This window comes from Cupriavidus sp. 05T42 (genome assembly GCF_056396345.1).
Map to the genome: position 1 here is coordinate 13,180 of NZ_JBFTLH010000034.1, position 21,737 is coordinate 34,916.

At 61.5% G+C, this 21,737-nt stretch carries 17 protein-coding genes and 3 pseudogenes; 6 read left to right on the forward strand and 14 right to left on the reverse strand.

Features of this window, described 5'->3' with window-relative positions:
- Position 1 precedes the first annotated feature (1 nt).
- Positions 2-655 (reverse strand): GbsR/MarR family transcriptional regulator, encoded by a 654-nt coding sequence (locus tag AC1EJR_RS26345; RefSeq protein WP_477113209.1) that lies wholly within the window; start codon positions 653-655, stop codon positions 2-4.
- Positions 656-730: 75 nt separating this feature from the next.
- Entirely contained in the window at positions 731-1,726 is a 996-nt protein-coding gene (locus tag AC1EJR_RS26350) for an NAD(P)H-quinone oxidoreductase (protein WP_477147803.1), read from the reverse strand.
- Between the two features lie 139 nt (positions 1,727-1,865).
- On the opposite strand from AC1EJR_RS26350, the gene AC1EJR_RS26355 reads away from it, so the two are divergent.
- The gene (locus AC1EJR_RS26355; RefSeq protein WP_477113210.1) at positions 1,866-2,738 is read left to right on the forward strand and encodes a LysR family transcriptional regulator; all 873 of its coding nucleotides are present in this window, start codon (positions 1,866-1,868) and stop codon (positions 2,736-2,738) included.
- Positions 2,739-2,960: 222 nt separating this feature from the next.
- On the opposite strand, the pseudogene AC1EJR_RS26360 reads toward AC1EJR_RS26355, so the two are convergent.
- A pseudogene (locus tag AC1EJR_RS26360) lies at positions 2,961-3,206 on the reverse strand (GntR family transcriptional regulator); the annotation flags it as partial.
- A gap of 89 nt (positions 3,207-3,295) precedes the next feature.
- Positions 3,296-4,246, reverse strand: coding sequence for a catalase family peroxidase (locus AC1EJR_RS26365; RefSeq protein WP_477147804.1), 951 nt, complete (start codon positions 4,244-4,246; stop codon positions 3,296-3,298).
- Between the two features lie 773 nt (positions 4,247-5,019).
- On the opposite strand from AC1EJR_RS26365, the gene AC1EJR_RS26370 reads away from it, so the two are divergent.
- Together AC1EJR_RS26370 and AC1EJR_RS26375 are read left to right on the forward strand one after the other, a co-directional pair.
- Positions 5,020-6,012: a helix-turn-helix domain-containing protein gene (locus AC1EJR_RS26370; RefSeq protein ID WP_477113211.1), complete on the forward strand. Its 993-nt coding sequence runs from the start codon at positions 5,020-5,022 to the stop codon at positions 6,010-6,012.
- 15 nt (positions 6,013-6,027) lie between these two features.
- Positions 6,028-6,918 carry an AraC-like ligand-binding domain-containing protein gene (locus AC1EJR_RS26375; protein ID WP_477113212.1) on the forward strand — a complete coding sequence of 297 codons (891 nt, stop codon included), beginning with the start codon at positions 6,028-6,030 and terminating at the stop codon, positions 6,916-6,918.
- A gap of 355 nt (positions 6,919-7,273) precedes the next feature.
- On the opposite strand, the gene AC1EJR_RS26380 is transcribed toward AC1EJR_RS26375, so the two are convergent.
- Positions 7,274-7,699, reverse strand: coding sequence for a DUF4304 domain-containing protein (locus AC1EJR_RS26380; protein WP_441592416.1), 426 nt, complete (start codon positions 7,697-7,699; stop codon positions 7,274-7,276).
- Positions 7,700-8,023: 324 nt separating this feature from the next.
- On the reverse strand, positions 8,024-8,917 hold the full coding sequence (locus AC1EJR_RS26385) for a LysR family transcriptional regulator (RefSeq protein WP_441645425.1): 894 nt from the start codon (positions 8,915-8,917) through the stop codon (positions 8,024-8,026).
- A gap of 212 nt (positions 8,918-9,129) precedes the next feature.
- Here AC1EJR_RS26385 and AC1EJR_RS26390 point away from each other — a divergent pair, with 212 nt between their 5' ends.
- Positions 9,130-10,257 (forward strand): MFS transporter, encoded by a 1,128-nt coding sequence (locus AC1EJR_RS26390; RefSeq protein ID WP_477130891.1) that lies wholly within the window; start codon positions 9,130-9,132, stop codon positions 10,255-10,257.
- Positions 10,258-10,663: 406 nt separating this feature from the next.
- On the opposite strand, the gene AC1EJR_RS26395 is transcribed toward AC1EJR_RS26390, so the two are convergent.
- The 4 genes and pseudogenes from AC1EJR_RS26395 to AC1EJR_RS26410 form a co-directional block, all read right to left on the reverse strand.
- A complete protein-coding gene (locus tag AC1EJR_RS26395) occupies positions 10,664-11,311 on the reverse strand; it encodes an amino acid ABC transporter ATP-binding protein (RefSeq protein ID WP_477147807.1) in 648 nt (215 codons plus the stop codon).
- Positions 11,292-11,474, reverse strand: a pseudogene (locus AC1EJR_RS26400) (integrase core domain-containing protein); the annotation flags it as partial. The gene AC1EJR_RS26395 and the pseudogene AC1EJR_RS26400, both read right to left, overlap by 20 nt.
- The gene (locus AC1EJR_RS26405; RefSeq protein ID WP_441645426.1) at positions 11,467-12,723 is read right to left on the reverse strand and encodes a glutamate carboxypeptidase; all 1,257 of its coding nucleotides are present in this window, start codon (positions 12,721-12,723) and stop codon (positions 11,467-11,469) included. The gene AC1EJR_RS26405 and the pseudogene AC1EJR_RS26400, both read right to left, overlap by 8 nt.
- A 172-nt stretch (positions 12,724-12,895) precedes the next feature.
- Positions 12,896-14,311, reverse strand: a complete 1,416-nt coding sequence (locus AC1EJR_RS26410) for an MFS transporter (RefSeq protein WP_477113214.1) — start codon at positions 14,309-14,311, stop codon at positions 12,896-12,898.
- A gap of 384 nt (positions 14,312-14,695) precedes the next feature.
- On the opposite strand from AC1EJR_RS26410, the gene AC1EJR_RS26415 reads away from it, so the two are divergent.
- Positions 14,696-15,610, forward strand: coding sequence for a LysR family transcriptional regulator (locus AC1EJR_RS26415; RefSeq protein ID WP_477147805.1), 915 nt, complete (start codon positions 14,696-14,698; stop codon positions 15,608-15,610).
- Between the two features lie 181 nt (positions 15,611-15,791).
- Here the strand turns inward: AC1EJR_RS26415 and AC1EJR_RS26420 are convergent.
- Positions 15,792-15,992 (reverse strand): annotated as a pseudogene (locus AC1EJR_RS26420) (amino acid ABC transporter substrate-binding protein); the annotation flags it as partial.
- A gap of 297 nt (positions 15,993-16,289) precedes the next feature.
- Here AC1EJR_RS26420 and AC1EJR_RS26425 point away from each other — a divergent pair.
- Positions 16,290-18,089: a hypothetical protein gene (locus AC1EJR_RS26425; protein ID WP_477113215.1), complete on the forward strand. Its 1,800-nt coding sequence runs from the start codon at positions 16,290-16,292 to the stop codon at positions 18,087-18,089.
- A gap of 125 nt (positions 18,090-18,214) precedes the next feature.
- On the opposite strand, the gene AC1EJR_RS26430 is transcribed toward AC1EJR_RS26425, so the two are convergent.
- The 3 genes from AC1EJR_RS26430 to AC1EJR_RS26440 all read right to left on the reverse strand — a co-directional run bounded on the left by AC1EJR_RS26430 (position 18,215) and on the right by AC1EJR_RS26440 (position 21,247).
- Positions 18,215-19,348, reverse strand: a complete 1,134-nt coding sequence (locus AC1EJR_RS26430) for a lactonase family protein (RefSeq protein WP_477147806.1) — start codon at positions 19,346-19,348, stop codon at positions 18,215-18,217.
- 588 nt (positions 19,349-19,936) lie between these two features.
- Positions 19,937-20,362 carry a DUF4279 domain-containing protein gene (locus AC1EJR_RS26435; RefSeq protein WP_441645409.1) on the reverse strand — a complete coding sequence of 142 codons (426 nt, stop codon included), beginning with the start codon at positions 20,360-20,362 and terminating at the stop codon, positions 19,937-19,939.
- 198 nt (positions 20,363-20,560) lie between these two features.
- On the reverse strand, positions 20,561-21,247 hold the full coding sequence (locus AC1EJR_RS26440) for a hypothetical protein (RefSeq protein WP_477113216.1): 687 nt from the start codon (positions 21,245-21,247) through the stop codon (positions 20,561-20,563).
- Positions 21,248-21,737 lie beyond the last annotated feature (490 nt).

The following is a 21,737-nucleotide window of genomic DNA, read 5'->3' on the forward strand; positions in this document are numbered from 1 at the left end:
GCTACTCCTTGCGGGGGCGGGAGGACTTTGCGGGGGTCTTGGGGGCTTTCTTGGGGGCGGCGGCGGGGGACTTGTCGGCGCCCTTGTCAGCGCTCTTGTCGCCGCCCATGCCGATGGCACTGGCGAAGCGGTCCTTGACGTCGAGCAGCTTGGTCACACGGGAGCCGAGCCGCATGAGCTTTTCCAGCGTGGCGACGTCCAGCCGCTGCATGTCGCCAAACCACGTGGTCACCAGCAGGATCAGGCCGTACATCTCCTTCATGCGCGCCTGGGCGTGGCGGTCTTCCGGGGAGGTGGCCGCCTCGAGCTGCACTTCGCGCAGCATGGACAGCGTGGGATCGATCTCGCGGCGGCGGCGCTCCTCGGCCAGCGTGCGGAAAATCGCCCAGACGTCATCGGGCGCGGAAAAGTACTCGCGGCGGTCGCCCGGCTGGTGGGAGAGCTTCACCAGACTCCAGGATTCCAGTTCCTTGAGGCCGATACTGACGTTGGAGCGCGAGAAACCGAGCGATTCGGCGATTTCATCGGCATTGAGGGGGCGCGAGGCGGTGAAGAGCAGGGCGTAAATCTGACCGACCGTCCGGTTAATACCCCAGCGGCTACCCATCTCACCAAAGTGAAGGACAAAGCGCTGGATCAGGGGCGAGAGCTGCATGAACGTTTCGAACTTTCAGTAATTTGTGAAAGTTTAATACGGATCAAGGGGGCATGCAGGAGTTTTTGCGGTGCGTCAAAAGGTCACAGAAGCCATCGTCAGCATGATCTTCCCCACATTCTGGTTGGATTCCATGCGGTGGTGCGCATCAGCTGCATTCTTCAACGGAAACGTGCTGTCGACGACGGGCATCAGGCAGTGGCTTGCAAATCGAGGAAGCCACGTATCTGCGAACCGGCGAGTCATGGCATGTTTCACCGCTGGCGGGCGCGATTTCATGACCGTTCCCATGATTTGCAGGTGTCGGTAGAGCACTCGATCCAGCGGAAGCTCGGCGCCTTGGATGCCGCCAAGGATGCCAACTTGAACCAGCCGRCCGCCAAAGCCCAGGGAGCGAATGTTGCGTGCCAGGTAGGGCGCGCCGACGAAATCGATAATCACATCGACGCCGCGCTCATCGGTGACTTTATTCACCACCGCCTCGAAGTCTTCGGTCTTGTAATCAATGGCGACATCGGCGCCGAAACCGATTACGGCTTCGCGCTTGCTGCCGTCGGCCGTTGCCAGCACCYGGGCACCTACCGCGTGCGCCAGTTGCACTGCGGCCGAGCCGACGCCACCAGCCGCCGCATGGATCAGTACCGACTCGCCTGATGCCAGCCGACCGAGATGACCAAGCGCCTCCCAGGCGGTGACGAATACTTCCGGCAGCGCGCMCGCATGCACGTCGTCCAGCCCATCGGGAATGTGCATGGCCATGCGATAGTCGATGCGTGCCAGCTCCGCGTATCCGCCGCCGCCCACGATTCCCATGACGCGATCCCCAATGGCGAAACCCTGCACCTCTGAGCCGATTGCAATCACCTCGCCGGCAATCTCCAGGCCCATGATGTCCGAATCGCCGAAGTTCGTGCGCCCGTACCCCCCACGCCTGTGCGTCAGATCCGCTCGGTTCAGACCGGCAGCACGATTGCGCACCAGCAAGTCATGGGGCCTGACCTCCGGATCCGGCACATCGGTGAGTTGCAGAACGTCGGCGTCGCCGAATTCGGCGAAGGTGATGGCTTTCATGGTTTGTCCCTGGTGGATCGCGCTTGCGCCGGACGACAGCCGCCCGAACATTGGTAGCCAGTATAGAGTTGCACACCGATGAATCGATGCGGCAATATTCAGCTTCTCCAATGCAAAAACGCATCACAAGGCCGACAGCATGAACTGGGATGACACACGGGTATTCCTCGCCGTGCAGCGCGAACGTACGCTGCGCAAGGCCGCCAAAGTAGTGGGGCTGGACCAGGCTACTGTCGGACGGCGCATTGCCGCGCTTGAGCATGCATTGGGCGCCACGTTGTTCTTTCGGGCGTCGGATGGCTACGCCCTGACATCTGCTGGCGAAAGTGTCCTCAAAGCAGCGGAGAAGATGGAGCAGTCCGCGCATGAACTGGCCAGGCAGGCACAAGGTGTAGACAATCGGCTGGCGGGTGAGGTGAGGGTGACCACGACAGATTCGCTCGCACTCGCGTTCGTGATCCCGGCGATTGCCAGCTTGCACGTCGAACATCCGGACGTCAGGGTGCAATTGAGCACCTCCACACAAGTGCTGAACCTCGCTCGGCGCGAATCGGACATCGCCATTCGTACGCAGAAACCGGAAAGCCCCGACCTGGTGGCACGGCGATTGGCCCGCTGGCGCGTGGGGCTCTATGCAACGGAGCATTACCTGAGTCGCCACGGCGAGCCTGAACGTGGGACGGGATTCACGGGGCACGATCTCGTGCTCTATCAGCCGTTCCTGTCAGCCAACAGCAGATCCACGCTGGTGGGCGAGCCTATCCATGCGGGACGCATCGTCGCCAGTGTGCACTCAAGCCTGATGCTGCGAGCGATGATCCGTGCCGATATCGGTATCGGCGAGGTGCCGGTGCATATGGGCGAACGGGATGGGCTGGTAAGGATCTGGCCCGAGCTTTCAAGGGCGGCAGCCTACGAAGTCTGGCTGGTCACTCACCAGGACCTCCGTCATACCGCGAGGGTTCGGGCGATGATCGACGCCATTGCGGCGCGCTTTGAGGCCGAGGGATGAGGTGCAACGGTGTCTATAGCGCCATTTCGCGTGCGCCTGATTGGTGGACTCGGTTTTACCTGGGCGCCCAGCCCAAGGCAGTCGGGCCGCCCCGGGCAATGAATTTCTGGTCTCGACCCGAAGCGCACAATATCTCGGGCCCGCGGCCCGTCGATGGGATCCGCCGACTGCCATCGCAGCGGCGCCACTGGTCGAACGGAAACTGGCGCTTTTCGGTCAGCGCCGGGTGATCGCCGCCGCCACGAAGGTGCCCTCGCCGRTACGCGAGTGCAGATAGCCTTCGGCCGTCAGCCGTTCAAAGACATCGAGTGTTGTCTTGCGGGAAACACCAAGTTGCACGGCAAGCTCGCGCGTGGAGGGCAGTCGCTCCCCAGCAGCCAGGCGTCCGTCGAGAATGCCGGCGCGTAGCTGCCGGTAGATCTGACTGGCCAGGCCTTGACGGCCGTCGAGGGTCAAATGGACGCTCATGATGGGGCGATGGGCGTGGGGCTGGACGGCCACGGCGCAGGCGGCACTCGCCGCGCCCCACACGGAAGTGTCGAAGGTGTCGTCTCCTCCTAGCGGCGCTTGCCGAGCGAGATCGCATAAGCGGCCGAGCGCGCCGCGAAGATCTCGTCGCCTGGACGGCCTATGCCATTGGCAAGCGTCCYCGGATTGAAGATCGCCACATCGCATGCTTCGTTGTTGTCGACAGCCGTAATCGTGATCGTGCCCAGCTTCACGGTCTCGCGTGTGTCCTCCTCAGGCCAACGCACTGTCACGTCGTGCGTAGGATCGCCAGGCCTGCCGAGAATGGCCAGGACGTCGAACCGCACGTCGCCGCGCGCAATACGTTCGCGCAGATCCTGAAACAGGAAGTCGGCAGCCAGGTCCCTAGCCGCATCATCGCTCAGCGTGACCTCGCCCCCCACGGGTACAACCTTGAACTTGATCGGCCGCATTTCCCCTCTGGTATTCGTCGCGGGGTAAGCGTGGACGCCCCAGTAGGTAGTACCCGCAAAGCTCCCCGGCAACGGATGCGCTGCAACGAAGTGCGCCTGGTTCAAGGTCTCGGGATTGGCATCGGAGAATGCCTTGACCTTGGCGGCATCCGGCTTGCCGTCCTCGCCCGGCGCGCGCACGCGCAGGAAGCCCAGCATCTGATCCAGGGTGCGGGCAAAATGCACGGGGGCGTTCTCGACGAGCAGGTCCGTCTCCTGGTCGCCCTCGCCAATGGCCACGGAAAGGCCGCGCAACACCAGCTTGTTCGTATCGGCCACGTGCGGATTGCCGCCGCCCATCGAGAAGCGTCCGCGCACAGGCTGCACCTTCGTGAAGCTCACCGAGCGCGTGATATCTGCGGCCGTCGCCGTCGGCGTGTACGTGCCGCGCACGCATTGGCCCTTGGCGAAGCTCGCGCGGACCTTGGGCGGATTGCCCGCCACGGTCTTKAGCGCATCGACGATCTGAGCTGGTGTGGCGTGTTCGCCGGCGGTTGGCGTGGATTGGGCATGCGACGTAGACATCATGGAACCTCCAGTCAGGACAAGGGTCAGGACGGCTTTGGCGATGGCGCCAGCCGGAGTGTGGGGACAGAACATGGATGGGCTCCGCGGTGAATGCCATGCGGAGTATGCGAGGCGAAAGCACGCCGGAATCGGCGTTCCGTGCCACGCCTTCGCCGAGAACTGGACGGTGCGTGCCAGCGTCAGGAACTCCCGAAGATGGAGCAACGCGCAGAAGCTGGGAGTGCCAGGAACTCCGGCGCGTCGTGCAATCTCTTCGGGCGAGAGGCCCAGAAACGCGCGTGCCGCAAGCATGCGTCGCGGAACCCGGAGAGCAGAATGGCGATGGTATTCATGGCATGGCCGGCAAGCATGGGGCGGATGGCGCCGAGATTACGCATCGGCACAATTCCCGCACATAGCCACTTCCGGCGTTTTTGCGGTKACCGCTGCCGGCGTTCCGCGCAATCATCCGATACAGAACGACCGCTTCTGGCCGATCAGAAACCCCTTGCTCCCGGGAGGGACGGAGTTGTCTCCGTCTGACCCTTCCGTGCCATTTGTCGGATCTGACATCTAGATCCGTTTGCACGGCAACGCGCTGAGGCACCGTCTATATACTCGGAGCGTTGGCACGCACAGGCCAGACTTGGGGTGGTACTTGGCACGGAATTACTAGTTTTCGCGACGGCGCTAGTCCAAACTAGTGATGCGCAATGCGCCCCGCCCACCCCSGCCGGAACCAGAGCCGGCCTCCCTTCAACCTTGGAAGTGTGCGCATCCCTGGAGCCCCCGCCATGCGTGCCTCATCGTCGCCACCGGTCATCCATTGGTCGACCAGGGATGTCCCGCGGAATCAGCGCTATGACTACTACGCCCACGCGCTGGCCACCGCTATGTTCCCCATACAGGTTGGCAAGTCGCCGATCCAGCCGATTGACATCGATATGTGCGCGGCGGACTTGGGCAACATGATGGTGATCCGGCAACGGGGGACACCGCACTGCTGCTTCGCGGACAAGTCAAGTATCGCTGGTGCTTCACAGCGCACATTCCATCTGCTTGTAAACGGCAGTTCCGAATGGACCATGGAGCACTTGGGGCGCCATAGGCTCGCTGCTGGCGACATCCTGCTGTCGGATTCGTCGATCCCATTCGACATCAACATCGATGCGCATTTCGACTTCGTCAATATAAGCCTGTCCGAGGCATGGATCCGGCAGTGGCTGCCGGCACCGGTGCTACTGGTGGGTCGAAAAATCGAGGGCCATTCGGGATGGGGCCATGCGCTCTCGGCTTTCCTGAGAAGTCTGGCACCGGCTCGGTTCGACGAGTATCCAATTCCGATGTCGTTCTTGGGCGACCATATCGGTGCGCTCCTGGCGTTCATCGCGCAGGACTTCATTACACCGCCCCTAAAGCCACCGAAGCGAGATGGCGCCATGTTTGAGCGAATACGCGATTGCATGTACCAACAATCAAGCAATGCGCAATTGTCCGCGCCCGCCGTGGCGGCCGCCGTGGGGCTCTCATTGCGCAGCCTGCATCGCTGTTTCGCGCGCTTCGACACGACGTTTGGGGACACGCTGATGGACATGCGCTGCGCACACGCKAGACGGATGCTCGAGTCTCCGATTTTCCGGCGCCTGACCGTTGCCGAGGTTGGGCGCCGTGCCGGCTTTTCCGATGCGTCGCATTTCGCGCGTACGCTGCATGCGCGTCTTGGTTTCACGCCATCCCAGATTCGTCGCCAGTGCGGCGCGCCGCGCGACTCCACCCAAGAGGACTGATCCTTGATACCGATCGTGACGTGGTCGACCCACGCCGTGCCTCGCACCCAGCGCCTCGACTATTTTGCAGACGCGCTGTCGTCAGCCATCGTGCCGATGCGCGTCGAGCCCACGCGGCGTGCCAGCCTGACCTCCGAGATGGCGATGCTCGATGTCGAAGGCGTAGTGCTCCTGGCGCAGCGGGGATCCCCGCATCGCTCGGTACGGGGCCGCGCGGAAATCGCGCGCAGCGGCGCGCATACATTTCACCTTATTGTCAACCGCCGCACGCACTGGCATGTCGAGCATCTGGGTAAGACGCGCGTGGCGCCGGGTCAGGCGTTCATGATTGACTCGCACGTGGCAAACGTGATTGAGATGCCGTTGGACTACGACGTGATTCACGTCATGCTGCCCGAAGCATGGGTGCGCCGGTGGCTGCCCGATCCCGCGCTATTGGTGGGGCGCGCTTTGGGAGGCGATACAGCCAACGCACGCGCCCTGGCGGCGTTTACGGCGAGCTTGTCGCCCTCTGCAGTGCAGGGCGCTCCGCTGTTCGCGGTGCAGATGCTTGACCATTTCGGGGCCATGCTGGCGCTTTCCGCGGGCACGTCCACACTGGGCAAGACGGCACCTACGGCCGCGCTGCACACCCGGATCGTCGGCTGCATGGCAAACCGCTGTACCGAACCGACGCTGGCGGCACGCGATATTGCCAGCGCGCTGGATATCGACGAAGCCGAACTGCATCGCGCGCTTGCGTCGAAGGAGCAGACATTCGCCGGGCTGTTGGTGGGGCATCGAACCGCGGCGGCGCGACGCATGCTTGCGTCACGCGCGTTCGAAGGCCTCTCCTTCGAAGAGATTGCACGACGTGCTGGATTTCCTGGCGCTGCCAGCCTCTGCGCGTTGCTCCATCTTCGGTAGTTCCTGACTACGATCGCCGTCATGCGGCTCAAAGCCGAAGTCAGAAGAGCAAGCGCTTGCCGCGCCACCAATCGATGACTCGTAGAACCCCAACAGGCTACGACATCCGCGGCTCCCATTTCGGCTGTCTACGATACGGAGTGCGCGACAGGGCGAATTGGGTGACGGCTCCTGGCCGAATCCGGAAGTCCGCCGGCCACCAGGCGTCACTGCCGGGCCGGACTTCCGTAGCCGACCCAGAGCTGCCCCTCGTGCTTACCGGAAGCGGACGCTTAACTGCTGAATCCAGCCGGCCGACTAGTTCAACTGGCCAGAGTCGGCTGCGACGAGGGGGTGGACGCCGCCGCGTGAATACTCATACGGCGCGGACTCTGCTATTGATCGAGCAATGCTTTGCCGCTGGTGACCGAATGAACGACTCCAGTCCCGTTTGGCTAGACACGAGTTCAAGCCAGGGAACCGCATGGTCGTGCAGCGCCCTGAGCAGGCCTGGCTGCGGTGGATGCGATGCATTGACTGACCTGATGTCTTCGAAAAGGCTTTCAGGTGCAATGCGCTCCAAACGCGCACGAATGTGGCACCGGTACTCGGGCGGAAAAGTCTCTTCGCCTAGTGCCTTCAAATATACGGCGACATTCACATAAACTTGCTCGCCAAACTGACTCTTTTGCAGATTGACGAGTTGGAATGCCTCTGCCGTTTCCCTTGTCCAGGTCCTGGCTTTCTTCTTGAACCCTAACGCTTTCAGGCTAGGGGCGAACTGAGCTTCCACAGGCAGCATTTTGGCACCTATCCGTCGTGTAGAGAGGCCCGACGAAGTTGCAGGCCCGAAAAGCGCGCGCTCTCTCTTCCCGTTGCAACGTAGTCGATTTCTGAGCCATCTACGTATTGTGCGCAATGTAGCGATGCATGTCGACTGGCAGCTTATGGCCGGTCTCGGTCGTCTGAACTTCCGCCGCTGGGCGCGTTGGGCGGGGGACTGCATCCGACCCTTCTGAGACAAGCGACGCGCTGCTTGTTGGTCGGCTGGCCACTAGCGCGAACCGCCCGTTGTAGCGGGACCGCAACCCGCCGTCCCACCTTCGTTTTCCAGGATTCGCTGACGTCACCCACGAAAACGCAATGCGTCTACGACTAACGAGAACGCCGGAGAAGGCTGCCGTCGACTCGGGTAGTAGAGGTGGTAGCCGGCAAATTTCGGGCACCAGTCTTCCAGCACGCGCACCAGCCGCCCGCCGATGACATGGGGCATCACCTCGTCTTCGGGCAGCAGGGCGACGCCCAAGCCGGCGAGTGCCGCTTCCACTTGCGGCGGCGTGGTGTTGAAGATGAGGGGCCCGTCCACGCGCACATTGACCTTGCGGCCGCGACGCTCGAAGTCCCATACGTATAGGCCGCCGGAAGTCGGCATGCGCTGATTGATGCAACGATGCTCCGTCAGATCCCGGGGCTGTTTCGGCGCCGGGTGGGACGCAAAATACTCGGGTGATGCGACCACCGCCAGGCGTAGCGCTGGGCCGATCGCGACGGCGATCATGTCCTTGTCGATCGTGCTGCCGATGCGCACGCCGGCATCGAAGCGGTCGGCCACGATGTCACGGAAGCCGTAGTTCACGTCGAACTCCACCGTGATGTCCGGGTACTCTCGCAGCAACGGCGCGAGCCTGGGCAGCAGGCTGCTTTGCAGCACGTGGTCGCCGCAGGTGATGCGTACCGTGCCGGCCGGCTTGTCCCGCAGTTCGGTCAAGGCATCGAGCTCGGATTCGATCTCGTCGAAACGCCGCCCGATGGCCTGCATCAGGCGCTCGCCGGCCGCCGTCGTCGAGACGCTGCGCGTCGTCCGCGTCAGGAGGCGGATCTGCAGCCGCTCCTCAAGCCCCCGGATGGATTGGCTCAACGCCGATTGTGTAACCCCGAGACTCGCCGCGGCGCGCGTGAAGCTGCCCTCCCGCGCCACGGTCACGAATCCAAGCAGGTCGTTCAGGTTCTTCCTTGCCACGACTCCCGCCTCCCATTCATTAGTCCGGCTACTAGATGCATTCAGGATTCATTATCTAGTAGTGCGCGTGGGTCGTCACCATAATCTGGGGCATGACGAAAGCTCCATCAACCCTTCCCCCTAAACTCTGCAGCACGCCGATGACAGCGCAATCATGTGTCGCTCCTGCTACCCGCGGCGAACCATCGAGCCACTGGAGTGGCGTGTTCGCGATGGCGCTATGCGTCTTTGCACTGATTGCATCGGAGTTCATGCCGGTCAGCCTGCTCACGCCGATCGCAACGGATCTACGCGTCAGCGAGGGCATGGCCGGTCAGGCGATCGCCGTGTCCGGCGCTTTCGCTGTCTTGACCAGCCTCGTGCTTCCGGCCTTGGCGCGGCGGCTGGATCGCAAGACCGTCCTGCTGTGTATGACCGCTTCCATGGCCGTGTCCGGTGCCCTGATCGCTTCGGCCCAGGGTCTTGTGATGTACATGATGGGCCGTGTCCTGATCGGGGTGTCCGTCGGCGGCTTCTGGTCCATGTCCGCCGCTACGGCCATCCGGCTCGTTCCCGCGTCGAAGGTACCGCGCGCGCTGGCGATCTTCAACGGCGGCAATGCGCTCGCCACCGTCATCGCCGCACCGCTGGGCAGCTTCATCGGCTCGCTGGTCGGATGGCGTGGTGCCTTCTTCGGTCTCGTGCCCGTCGCGGTGCTCGCCTTCGCCTGGCAATGGACGAGCCTGCCGTCGATGCCGGCAGACGCACCGGCTCCTGGATCCCGCAATGCACTGCGCCTGCTGTCGGATCCGCTGGTGCTGCGGGGGATGGCGGCAGTTGGCCTTCTCTTCATGGGGCAGTTCGCGCTTTTCACCTATGTGCGCCCCTTTCTGGAAACGACGACGAACGTCAACGCCGCGACCCTGTCGCTGGCACTGCTCGCGATCGGGGTGGCGGGCCTCATCGGCACCGCCTTCATCGGCTGGTTCCTCTCGCGCAACCTGTACCGGACGCTGGTCGCCATGCCGCTCGCGATGGCCGCGGTGGCCGTGGCGCTGGCTCTGTTCGGAGAACAAACCGGCGCCGCCGTTGGGCTGCTGGCGATGTGGGGGTTGCTCGCGACTGCCGCGCCCGTCGGCTGGTGGAGCTGGCTGGCAACGACGCTGCCGGAAAGTGCCGAAGCGGGTGGCGGGCTGATGGTGGCCGTGGTTCAGCTGGCCATTGCACTGGGCTCGACGGTCGGAGGACTGCTATTCGATGCCCACGGCTACGCCAGCACCTTCGGCTTCAGCGCACTCCTCCTGGTGTCTGCAGCCGCCCTGGCATTGACGACGGCGAATCGCAGTCGCCGGGTGGCGTGATTCACTGCGTGAGGTGAAGGACCTGCGATCGCCGTCCGGGCGGCACTCCAGGCGGCACTCGACGGAAAACCGGTGGAGTGGTTGGAACCCGTTTCCGATAAACCCGATTTGGGAGAGAAGTTATGATCAAGGACAAAGTTGCCATCATCACGGGCGCTTCGTCGGGTATCAATGCCAAGTCCGTCAATAAGGCCTACGAAGTTATAAGCCAGACAAGGCTCTCGCATTAGTTCATGTTGGAGCCGAGTTGTCGCGTCCAGTTCTTCTCGGCTCTCAAGATGCAATCGGTCTGCCGTCCGCTCCCGGAAACGGTGCCTGAAATTTCCTCTGTGATTTGCTCCCCATGGACCAGCCGCCCAGTAACAGACCGCCGATGGAACGGGGTACTTTGGGCCGCTTTCAGAAGCTAGTGCTGGAGGATCATCGACAGGAATTGTCTTGCACGGTCGGAGCGATTGGCGGGATCACCGAAGAATTCGTCCTTCGAGCAATCTTCAACAATCTGCCCCGCGTCCATGAATATCACCCGATCCGCAACCTTGCGTGCGAAGCCCATTTCATGCGTGACACACATCATCGTCATTCCCTCCTGCGCGAGTTCCACCATGACGTCCAGCACTTCGTTGACCATCTCCGGGTCGAGTGCCGAGGTGGGCTCGTCGAATAGCATGCAGATGGGATCCATTGACAGCGCGCGTGCGATAGCCACCCGCTGCTGCTGACCACCCGACAACTGCCCGGGATACTTGGCCGCTTGCTGGCGCAGTCCKACACGGTCGAGATAGCGTATCCCGTTGTCGAGCGCTTCCTCACGCGAACGTCCCATGACTTTGATCTGCGCGATGCAGAGGTTCTCGACGATAGAGAGGTGAGGGAACAGCTCAAAGTTTTKAAACACCATGCCGACGCGGGAACGCAGCTTTGGGAGATTGGTCTTGCGATGGCTGACAGAGATGCTGTCCACAAGAATCTCATCTTGTTGGATCGGCTCTAGCGCTGGATTTGCCCCCGTATCCCCGGACACGGTCTCACCCTTAGGTTGAGAACCCCACAGCCCGCCTGAACTCCCGCGGAGAGCGGTAATTCAGGGCGCTATGGGGGTGTTGCTCGTTGTAGTGCTCGAAGGCAATTGCCAGGTTGCGAACGGCCGTCTTCGCTTCCGGCTTGGGCATGAAGGCGACGTAGTCTCGCTTCACGGTCTTTACGAAATTAGAGGCCGCGGCTCAGGTCCATCAGCATGCGGGTGCTCAGGTACAGGCGGCGCGGGATGGCATCTACCAGAACATACTCGGCGGACGAGGTGTGATAGCCAAAGCCTGGGAGGCCCATGCTTTCCACCACCGGCTTGCCGGACAACGCTGCGTAGGCCGCGTCAGTACCGCCTCCGGTCCGGGTATCGGACACTGTCAACGAATAGCCAAGCTCTTGGTAGATCGAGGCCGCCTTGTTGGCGAGGAACTTGCCACCATCGTTTGCGTTAAAGGCAGGCCGGCCGCGTGTGACGCTAACCTCTACCTTGGCAGCGGCCAAGCGCTTGCGTTGCGCCCGCTCGTCGAGCATCGACTTGATCGCGTCGAGATCTTCGTTGCGACCGTAGCGGACGTCGGCGTTCAGCGTGGCGGAGTCGGGAATAGCGTTCGATGCGCTGCCGGCCTTGGCCAGCGTCCAATTGAAGCGCATCTCCTTATCCTTGCTGTCGATGTCCTGCGTGCGCAGGATGAGGTCGGCTGCCTCGGTCAGCGCGTTGACACCGAGTTCTGGGGCGACGCCGGCGTGTGCCGCCTTGCCGGTGATTGTTGCCTCGACGTATGCAATACCCGACGTGGCGAGGCCGATGCCTTCCGTTTCTCCGCTGGGTTCATGGGAGATGACATAGTCGGCGGCCGCCGCCAGTTGCTGAATGAGATCGCGCGAACCGAATGAGCCTTTCTCTTCGTCGGTATTGAACATGACGACGATCTCGCCATACTCGTTGAAGCCTCGCGACTTGAGGATTGCGAGCGAGTTGAGAATGACGGCGATGCCGCCCTTATCGTCCGCGATGCCGGGACCGTAGGCCCGATTCCCTTCKACGCGGAACGGTGCCTTGGCGATATATCCTCTCGGATAGACGGTATCCATATGCGCGATCATCAGAATCTTGACCGAGCCGGTGCCTTTGAACCGTCCAACAATGTTCTCTCCGACTACGCCGGCTTCGGCCTTGTGGCGGCTGACAGTCGCACCAAGCCCCGCGAGTTGCTGGGCGAGATAGTCGGACATCTGAGGCATTCCAACTGCGTCGCCAGTTCCAGTTTCAATATTGACCATCTGCTCCAGCATCTGCATGACGACCGGCTGTTGGGCCTTTGACGCAGTGTCTAATGCGCTGTCATAGGTAGCACTGGCTGCATTGCTATCCGAGCAGCCGGAGGTTACGAACGTGGCGGCTGCAAGGGCAACCGCACACAGGACCATGCGTTTCATGTCTTCTCCTCTGGATGGTGAAATTCGCTACAGGCGCTGCAGCGAGGACAGGGGTTCCACCGCGCTACGCTGGCGACGGCAGCACGCTGCCGCACCGCGGTGCGCGGATGTTGTTGAACTGGACGGGATTGGAGTGGCGTGGCGTGTGATTTGCCAGGCCGGAGTTGATGGTCTATGCCATCGTTCTGGAGGGCCGATCCGCCTTGACGGAGCGCACGAGTGGTGGATCGGCCCCGGAAGATGTACCTGATATGGTACCCACTGCAGAGCTCGCAGAGATTGCTGCGGCGGTTTGCTCCGGACGGATGGTCCAGAGTCCGGCGAACGCAGCCAGGATGGCAAGTACGCCATAGCCGTGGAAGAACTGCGACAGTCCGGATACGACATTGCCGTCGGCCGCCTCAATCACTACGCCTATCAGCACGGGGCCGACGATACCTGCCGAGGTAACAAGCCCATTGTGGATAGCGAGCATGGCGCCGCGCCGCGACTGACTGGCGATATGGCCGACAATCGCGAAGGCGTATTGTGGTAGAAGGCTGACGCCGGTGGCGCCGAGGGCATATAGCGCGAGTCGCACTGGCACGTGGTCACTTGTCAGCCACAGTGATGTGTACGCGCAGCCGCCGATAGCACAGGCGACCATCGGCGGCCAAACCATTGCACGTCGAATGGACGCCCCCTGTTGCAACGCACGCCGACTGGCGACCATCGCCAGCACGCTTGCCACGATCATGCCGATGGCCACCAAGGTCAGGTAGCTGGCCATGGTGGCCGGTGTCAGCCGTAGTCCCTGCTGCAGGTACACCATCAGCCAGCTGAACCCGATCACATTTGGAACGTAGCCGACGAATCCGATTATCGTTATGGCCACGAAGGTGCGGTTCAACATTAACTTACGGTAGCTAGGTAGCGGTGCCGGGAGATCCTTTGCGCCGTGTCGTCCATGCCCGCCTGCTTCTCGATCTTCGGTGCCCTCGCGGGCAAATGGCAGCCAGGCCGACAGCCATAGTGCGCTCAGCGCAGCCAGCCCAAAATAGGCCGGGCGCCAGCCCCACTGCTGCACGACAAACGGCAACGTTGTGGCGGCAACCACGCCGCCTGCTACCAGCGCGGCGTGATTTAGACCCGAGACCATCATGCGGTCTTGTGGGCGTGTCCACTTAAATCCGGCATGCTGAGCGACGGCAGTGGTGGGGCCTGTACTCGCGCCCAGCAGGAGACGGCTCGCTATTACCGTACCGAGTTCCTCCGCGAAAGCCATCATGCACTGCGCGGTAAGCCAGACCAAGGACATAGCCGCGAGGATCCATCGCGTCTGAACGCGGTCGGCCAAAATGCCAACGGCGACGCCAGCTACAGCGTAAGGCAAGAAGAACGCGCTGCCAGCGAGGCCGAACTCAATCGGGGTCAGCTCCAGGTCACGGAAGAGGGCCGGTCCGGCGAACGCGAATACCAGCTTGTCGATCGCACTCAACATGACAAGGGCGACAAGCGTCGACAGAGTAAGACCGCGCGAGAAGCGGGATGGCCCGGCATTCGTTGCTGGTTGCGTGGTCAGCAGGTTAGTATCTCGCTCGAAAATCATGGGTTATCGCCCGTGATACAAAGTCGACATGCTATGGAAATCTGGGGCGAGCGAGTACGCACAAATCTGGATGTGGATAACGAATTGTTATTGCGTCGCGCGGGGTCGCCGAAGATTGATTACGACAACGCTTCCAACGCGAAATAGCATGCGCTGTACTGCACTGCGGGACGATTTTCTGGCGTGCGGTAGTGGTGCATGCGGGCCGCCGTACGCCTGGTACGCCGTCGGCCCGTCCCCACTGCGGGGCAAGATGCACCGCAGTGGGGACGTATCTTTGCGTCGGCAAGGCATGCTGGCGTCGAGCGGTAGAGCTGCCTCATTATCGTCGTCCGTATCAAAAGCACAGCTAACTGCACCAGTCGACAATCAAGCCGTATAGATATGAAGTTGCATCATTTGCGAGCCCTGACTGCTATCGCCGAACAAGGCAGCATCAATGCCGCTGCGCGCGTGCTCTGCGTGAGCCAGCCAGCAATTACGCGTGCCATGCGCGAGCTGGAATCCGAAGTTGGCGTGGCATTACTCACGCGGAATTCATGGGGGGTGTCGATTACAGAGAAAGGTCGACGATTGCTAACCCGCGCTCGTCTGATCGTGCATGAGTTCGAACGCGCCGAGGCTGATATGGCGGAGTTGCGAGGTGTAGTGGGTGGACACCTGTGCATCGGTGTGTCGCCGTTGGCGGGGGCGATGGTCATTTCAGAGGCGTTCGCGCAGTTCCGTTTGGCGATGCCCGAGGTATYGGTCGAGTTTCGCGAGTGGAACTTGCCGAAGCTGCTCGACAACTTGCGCAATAGCCGCCTGGACTTTGCGCTGGCCGCCGTGCCCGGGACGCCGGTGGACGACGCGTTCGTGACCTGCGAGCCGCTGTTGTCGTTTCCGACCGCCTTCGTGACACGGCACGGAAGCCGGTACGCCGGTGCGACGAGTTTTGCCGAGCTGCAGGATGCCGAATGGCTGCATGCGGATGCTACCGAGCAGTTTCCCGGCTATATAAAAACGGTGTTCGCGCGATACAACCTGCCGCTGCCGCGTCGCATTACGCGGTGCACGTCGAATCTGCTGACCAGCAAGCTACTGCTCAACGTCGATACTGTTATGGCGCTGACCCGGCACGTGCTTATTGTCGCCCCTGATTCCAAGCTGGTTCAGCTCGACCTACCGGAGGACCCGCCGACGTTGCAAATTGCGCTGCTTCAGCGGGAAGGCGCAATTCTGACCACTCCGTCGGACTACTTCATCCATTGCATACGTGAGACGGCGGCACGACAGCGCCTGTCGTCGCTGACGTCGTGAGATAGTACATTCTGACTGCGTCAGCCATGGTGCTGCGCCTCCGGTAATGCGTTCTGGGCTGCTGCGTCATTGATCCCCTCTCAGTTCGGAGGATTGGGGGGAGGCGGAAATGCGGTTGCCCGGCCCCCTCAGATCTCGCGGGCGTGAACGTAGCGATTTTGCCGTGTCAATGCAGTCAATGCTAATCGAAGGCTTTGTCGTTTGGATTCAGGATCAGGGCCTTCATATCGTCGGACAGCTTGAATTCGAGGTTTAGGCCCTTCGGCGGAACCGGTTGCTCGAACCACTCGGCATACAGCGCCGTTGCTTCGCCCGACTTCATCAGCTGGACGATGGTGCCATCAACGATCCGCTTGAACGGCACGTCGTCCTTGCGCAGCATATCCACCGAAGCCGCGAGCGGCTGCAATGCGAATGTACGGGGGCTTCTGCCCAACAAACAGCAGGGAGCAATCGGCCGGGATTCGACTTTCTTCCTCTTTGATAAGAAGAAATACGGGCCCTCACCCGGATTCTAAGTGGTATTTAATCCACATAGTTGACTTGTCACCCCCAGTGGGGGGAAGTGGTGAATGTCCTGTGCTGCTAAAGTCGCGCGCAGTGCACGCCATTAGAGCGTGCCAATGGCCGTCGGTCCGGAAGGGCGCGGCCCTCCTTCATATCAATTCGGGTTGGGTCCATGTTTCCACACGCTCTGGCCGGCGCGCGCGCTGTCGGCCTCGCCTTGCTTACCGCGGCGCTGCTCGCTGCCTGCGGTTCCGACGATAGTGCATCGACCCCGGCCGCGACGCCGGCGGCATCGCGCCTGGTGGTCGACACCGGCAGTGCCGCTCCAGTGGCTGGCGGCACGCTGACGCTCAAGGCGACGCTGCTCGCGGCCGACGGCACCGAGGTGAAGGGCGCGAGCTTTGCCTGGACCTCGTCCGAACCCAGCGTGGCCACCGTGGTGTCCGCTTCGGACAAGGCGCCAGCGGGCGAAGTGATCGACCCTGTTGGCACCTACGCCACGGTGCGGACGATCGCTGCAGGCATCGCTGACATCATAGCCACGGCGACGCTGCCAGACGGCAGCCGCATCATTAGCCTCGCCCACCTGGTGGTGCAGGCCGCGCCCGCCAAGTCGTACATGCTGGCCCTGACACCCTCGACGCTGGCCGTGACGGCCGGTGGCGCCGCGCAAACCGTGTTGGTTGCGGTTCGCCGTTCGGATGGCGCGGACGGAATCGGGGATCTCACCAATTGGTCGTGGACGAGCGATGACGCGAGCTTCGTCGCAACGCCGGCCGCAGACGGCCGCAGCGCCCAGGTCGCCAGCCCCGCCTCGGCCGCTGCCGCCGGTGCGGCGACGCTGACCGCCTGTGCCGATGCCCCGGCCGGAAGCCGCCTGTGCGCCAATGCGGCGCTCGCGCGCAACGCGTCGCTGCCACCCACCTATACCGTGGGCGGCACGGTGTTGGGCCTGGCCACCGGCGCGAGCCTGCAGTTGGCCGACACCAATGGCGACACACAGGTGGTCAGCACGAACGGCGGATTCACCATGCCGACGCCGCGACTGGGCGCGACATCCTATGCGGTGACCATGGCGGCCCAGCCTGCCGGCCAGACCTGCACCGTGGCCAATGGATCCGGCACGGTAGCCGCAAGCAATGTGACCAATATCGACGTGACGTGTTCGACGAATACGTACACTCTGAGCGGCACAGCAACCGGTCTGGCGAGCGGCCAGAGCCTGACTGTGCAGGTGAACGGCAGCACGCAGGCAACCGTGACGACGGCCGGCAGCTTCAGCCTGGGCTCGGTCACGGCAGGCAGCAGTTATGCTGTAACGCTGAAGGCCGGGTGGTATGGCAGTGATATCGCAACGGGCAGATATTGCTCGGTGCAGAGCGGGACCGGCACGGCCAGTGGGAATGTTAGCAACATCAGCATTACGTGCACGACTGCCCCGAGCCAGATCAATCTCGGGGCCGACCCGACKACCACACAGAACGGCGTGACATATGGGGGCTGGTCGTTGCAGTACCCGACGGTGGTCAACGGGCAGCTGTACTACGAAGTGAAGGCTGATCAGGGCCCGTTCAGCGGCAATTACCTGTTAGACGATATGGGCACGCTACAGACGCTATTCAACGGTAGCAGCATCCCGCCAATGGGGGTTGTGAGCGACCCCGCAACACGTCAAACGGCCACGTCGACTCCGGTATGTCCGGCTGCGACTTGCGCGATGAACGTGACGACCTTGCAGACGGTGAATGCCGGAACCGTGACGCTAGCGATTCCGACGATCACTCAACTGGGAAATATCCGCACGGCTAACAGCGGTACAGGTGGGACGCCGGCGGGCTGGACAGTCGGCGCCGCCTACTGGTCCTCGACGGCCGACGGTTCGAGCTCGCACTACTACGAGGACATGTACGCCGGTTCCGTGGTTAGCTTCGGTGACGGTCACATGATGATGGTTGCCTTCCAGGTTCAGTGACTGTTGCAGTCTGCCATTTTTTTCAACAGACAACGAGGGGCGTACCGGTTGTTCGAGCTGATCATGATGGAAGCGGCGGACTTGCCCTACGCCCATCGTCCGCCAGTAACCTTGACAGGACGCCTCTACTCGGCAATGGCAAAGCCGATCGGGCTAGGTCCCGTAGCCACAGTGCCAGTAGGCGCGAATGTGCCATCAGCGTTKATTGTGAATGTCGATACGCTGTTGCTGCTCATATTCGTGATGTAGGCGAACTTGCCGCTGGAGTCGATAACAACGGGGCCGGAGACCGAAGCTGCGGTGCCATTGGCCGTGAGTGTGCCATCGGCGTTGATGGCGTAGAGCAGGATAGTGCTCCCCGAAGGGATATAGGCGGACTTGCCATCGGGAGCAACGACTACAGCACCGGGCCAGGATAATCCGGCACTAACGGTACCGTTGGCCGCGAGTGTGCCATCGGTATTGACGGTGAACATTGACACTTGGTTGGCACCGTTCCCATTGACGACATAAACAAACTTGCCGCTGGGATCGACCGTCACGGGCTGGGGAAATGCTCCCGCAGCGATCGGACTGCCGTTGGCCGTGAGCGTGCCATCAGCGTTGATGATGTAAGCCGAAACCGTGCCGTCGCCATAGTTGGATATGTAGGCGAACTTGCTGCTTGGTGCCAACGCGATGCGGTGACTCGTTGCACTGAGAGAGAGCGTGCCATTGGCTGCCAACTGGCCGTTTGCATCGATTCTGTCCATCACCAGCGAACTACCTCCGGCCATATAGGCAAATCTTCCACTGGAATCGATGCTTATGGAAAAACCGCCAGTGACCGTGTTGGGACTCCCGTTAGCGGTGAGCGAACCATCAAGGTTGATCGTGTACATGTATGCATAACTACCATTCAACATGTAAAGAAACTTGCCGCCAGGATCCACGGCCAAGGACATGGGAAAGGTCCCGGTAACGGCCGTGTTGGCGCTGTTTGCCGTGAGCGTGCCGTCGGCCTTGATGGAGTACATCCATATCGTGCCGTCGTTGTTATTGACGACATAGGCCAACTTCTGCGTGACGCATGTCACAGCAACGTTGTCCACCGATGCCGATGCCGTACCGCTGCCATTTGTGACGGTACAAACCTGTCTTGGCCTGGTCGGTTGGCTCTTGATCGTCACGGCGTAGCTGTTTCCACGGGCAACCTGCGTGGCGAAAGTAAAGCTGCCGCTGGCCGAAACAGAAAGGTCGTCACCGGCGTTGTCTTGCAAGACAAGACCTGTACCGGAAAGGCCGCTGACGGTGCCACCGATGGAGAAGGCTGACGGTGTCACTGGTGTGGGCGMAACTATTGGCGGCGGGGCATCCATTGGTGCTGTCGCCGCATCTGGCGAATCGCCACCGCAAGCAGCAAGCATGCCACACAAGAAGACGGTGGTAGTGACTTGCCAGAGTCTGGCACGGTGCCGCAGGAAATAGGGGACGCGATTCATGGATTTTTTTTGTTGCGCTGCTGCGCTTAAGGTGCGACCCGGCACACACGGAGTTGGCCGCGGCTCGAATGTCGCAGAGCCACACATGTCCAATGACGTGTGCATCGGGAGGAAAAGTTGTGCCGTACGTCCTCTTTGACGGCACTTGAAACGAGTGTTGTACCCTGCTTTGGTGGGGAGACGCCATGCGATGGCGTTGTCACGGGCGGGGGTCGGGCCTGAGACCAGTCTCGGCCGGGGGAACGGTGGATCAGCGAAGGACGACGCCTTCTGCCCGGGAAATGCCCGAACGCGTAGCAAGTTTTCGACTTGATCGTCGCCGGCGGCAGCCGACCCATAGCGGACTGTGGAGTCTCGGCGATCGCCTCAATCACTCGCGCTGCTGCCGGGGCCATAGAGATCGAGAGAAAGTTGGATACCGCGAGCACCTAATGCGAAGAGTGAGCTTGCTGAGACCGACAAGCCTTCGTTGCTACCGTCCATGAAGAGACCACAAAACAGGTCAACTGAGTAGCGATCAGATATCGCCTTCCAAACGTCGAGGTCGTCAGATAGTTGCCCAAGAATTTCGGCGATCTGACCGTTGAGGTCTTCTGGCTCGCGCGGCTGTGCTCGCAGCCGCCACATTCCACACTTGGCGACACGCGTTTGTCCTGATCTCTCTCCGACAATTGCTTCGCCCTTAAGCTGGGCAAACGTCGGAAGGCAGCCGAGCTGTCGGCTGATTTCATCGGGAGCAAGATCGTCTCCGATAATCCGGAGCCCCACAGCAGATTCGTGCAATTGAGCCATTTCCGTAATACATGAAGTTCGGTGCGCCAGGGATTATTGCTCACGTGAGGCATCAGTTCAATGACCGATTCTGGCCGTAGTACGACACTGATCAGACTCGAAATGGCGGGCGTTTCTCGCCCCGCTATGGGCGCTGCGTCCTTTGGCGGAGTTGCTTGTCCGGGCGATATTGCCTTTAGGTGCTTGGCCGTCGGGCACTCAGACCTTCAGGACCAAGCAGGCTTGCGACAACAGCGCCAGGTCAGTTGACCACCCTGAACGGATAAGCGCGGCGCCGACGAGGGAGTGGACCTCGGCCATGCCTGGCAAGATGGAATTTGCGTGTATAGGATCAGGCAGCGCGTCCAAGAAGGCCCCGACTCCGGCGCGTGCGTCAGCGACATGGATATCGATGCCCCCGGCTGCGGCGGCCGAGATCTTGCCAGCCCCCGAAATGAATGCCTCCCACACGAACAAACCGCTGTTCGCGCGCTCAAAGGCGCCCCAATCGAGGAACGCCTGTGGCTGAGCAAGATTGCTTCGAATGGACCGGAGTGCCCAGACTACCTGAACCACCCCGGTGGCAAATGCCCCACTTCCAGCGCCGGCACTCCACGGGCGATTCCCCTCCCCAGGTCGCGCCATCATTAAAGTAGCCTCATCTTCCGCGACTAGGACAAAGAGCGGGCACTCGAAGCCGAGCGCCACTTTTGCGCCGGCATTGAGCGATTGCGAGACAAAGGTGCTCAAGCTGGAGAGGTCTTTTCCCCACTGACCGTTCGATGCCCACCACCCGAAGTTCTTGCGTGCGATGGATCCAACATCGGCACAGACGACTACAAGGTTTTCCACCAGCATGTACTCAATGAGCCGATTAGGGATGCAGTGCACGCTCAAAGTGCGCATGCGCCTCGGCTTCAGGCATTCCATTGTTCCGGTGCCGGGCTAGGTTGCTGTCGCCTTCGGGGGCGAAGAGCAACGGGTGCTTGTTCTCGTCCCAGCCCTTCTGTGAGCGTTCTGATTTCATTATCTCTTCCATTGTTGGCAGCAGAATTCTTCAACACACAAATGCGGACCGAGGAATTCGCGCGGACAAAAGCGCTGCAAACGTATCACTAATCTCGAATCGATGCCAGAAGCACTCCAAGTGGGGATTGAGCCGTGTGGCGGGGTTCCACTGACCGCTCCTGGCCGGACTCGGCCGCCGGGCTAGCTGGGACGGGGCTCGCCGGCGCCAGCGGCGACTTCCGACCCTCCTGAGCCGTTGAGATATCCCGCCATCAACGGCCGCAGTCTGACGTAATGCAGCCGTTCGAATCTTCCTGCGGTACTTATAGAGTGTTAGTGATATAAGCGGTACTTATTGCAGGTGTGAAGAACGCAATACATTGACTTC

Bases quoted from the DNA above. Each gene is read 5' to 3' on its own strand.
- AC1EJR_RS26345 (WP_477113209.1), bottom strand. From the start codon at position 655: ATGCAGCTCTCGCCCCTGATCCAGCGCTTTGTCCTTCACTTTGGTGAG.
- AC1EJR_RS26355 (WP_477113210.1), top strand. From the start codon at position 1,866: ATGAACTGGGATGACACACGGGTATTCCTCGCCGTGCAGCGCGAACGT.
- AC1EJR_RS26380 (WP_441592416.1), bottom strand. From the start codon at position 7,699: ATGCTGCCTGTGGAAGCTCAGTTCGCCCCTAGCCTGAAAGCGTTAGGG.
- AC1EJR_RS26390 (WP_477130891.1), top strand. From the start codon at position 9,130: ATGGCGCTATGCGTCTTTGCACTGATTGCATCGGAGTTCATGCCGGTC.
- AC1EJR_RS26410 (WP_477113214.1), bottom strand. From the start codon at position 14,311: ATGATTTTCGAGCGAGATACTAACCTGCTGACCACGCAACCAGCAACG.
- AC1EJR_RS26435 (WP_441645409.1), bottom strand. From the start codon at position 20,362: ATGGCTCAATTGCACGAATCTGCTGTGGGGCTCCGGATTATCGGAGAC.
- AC1EJR_RS26440 (WP_477113216.1), bottom strand. From the start codon at position 21,247: ATGCGCACTTTGAGCGTGCACTGCATCCCTAATCGGCTCATTGAGTAC.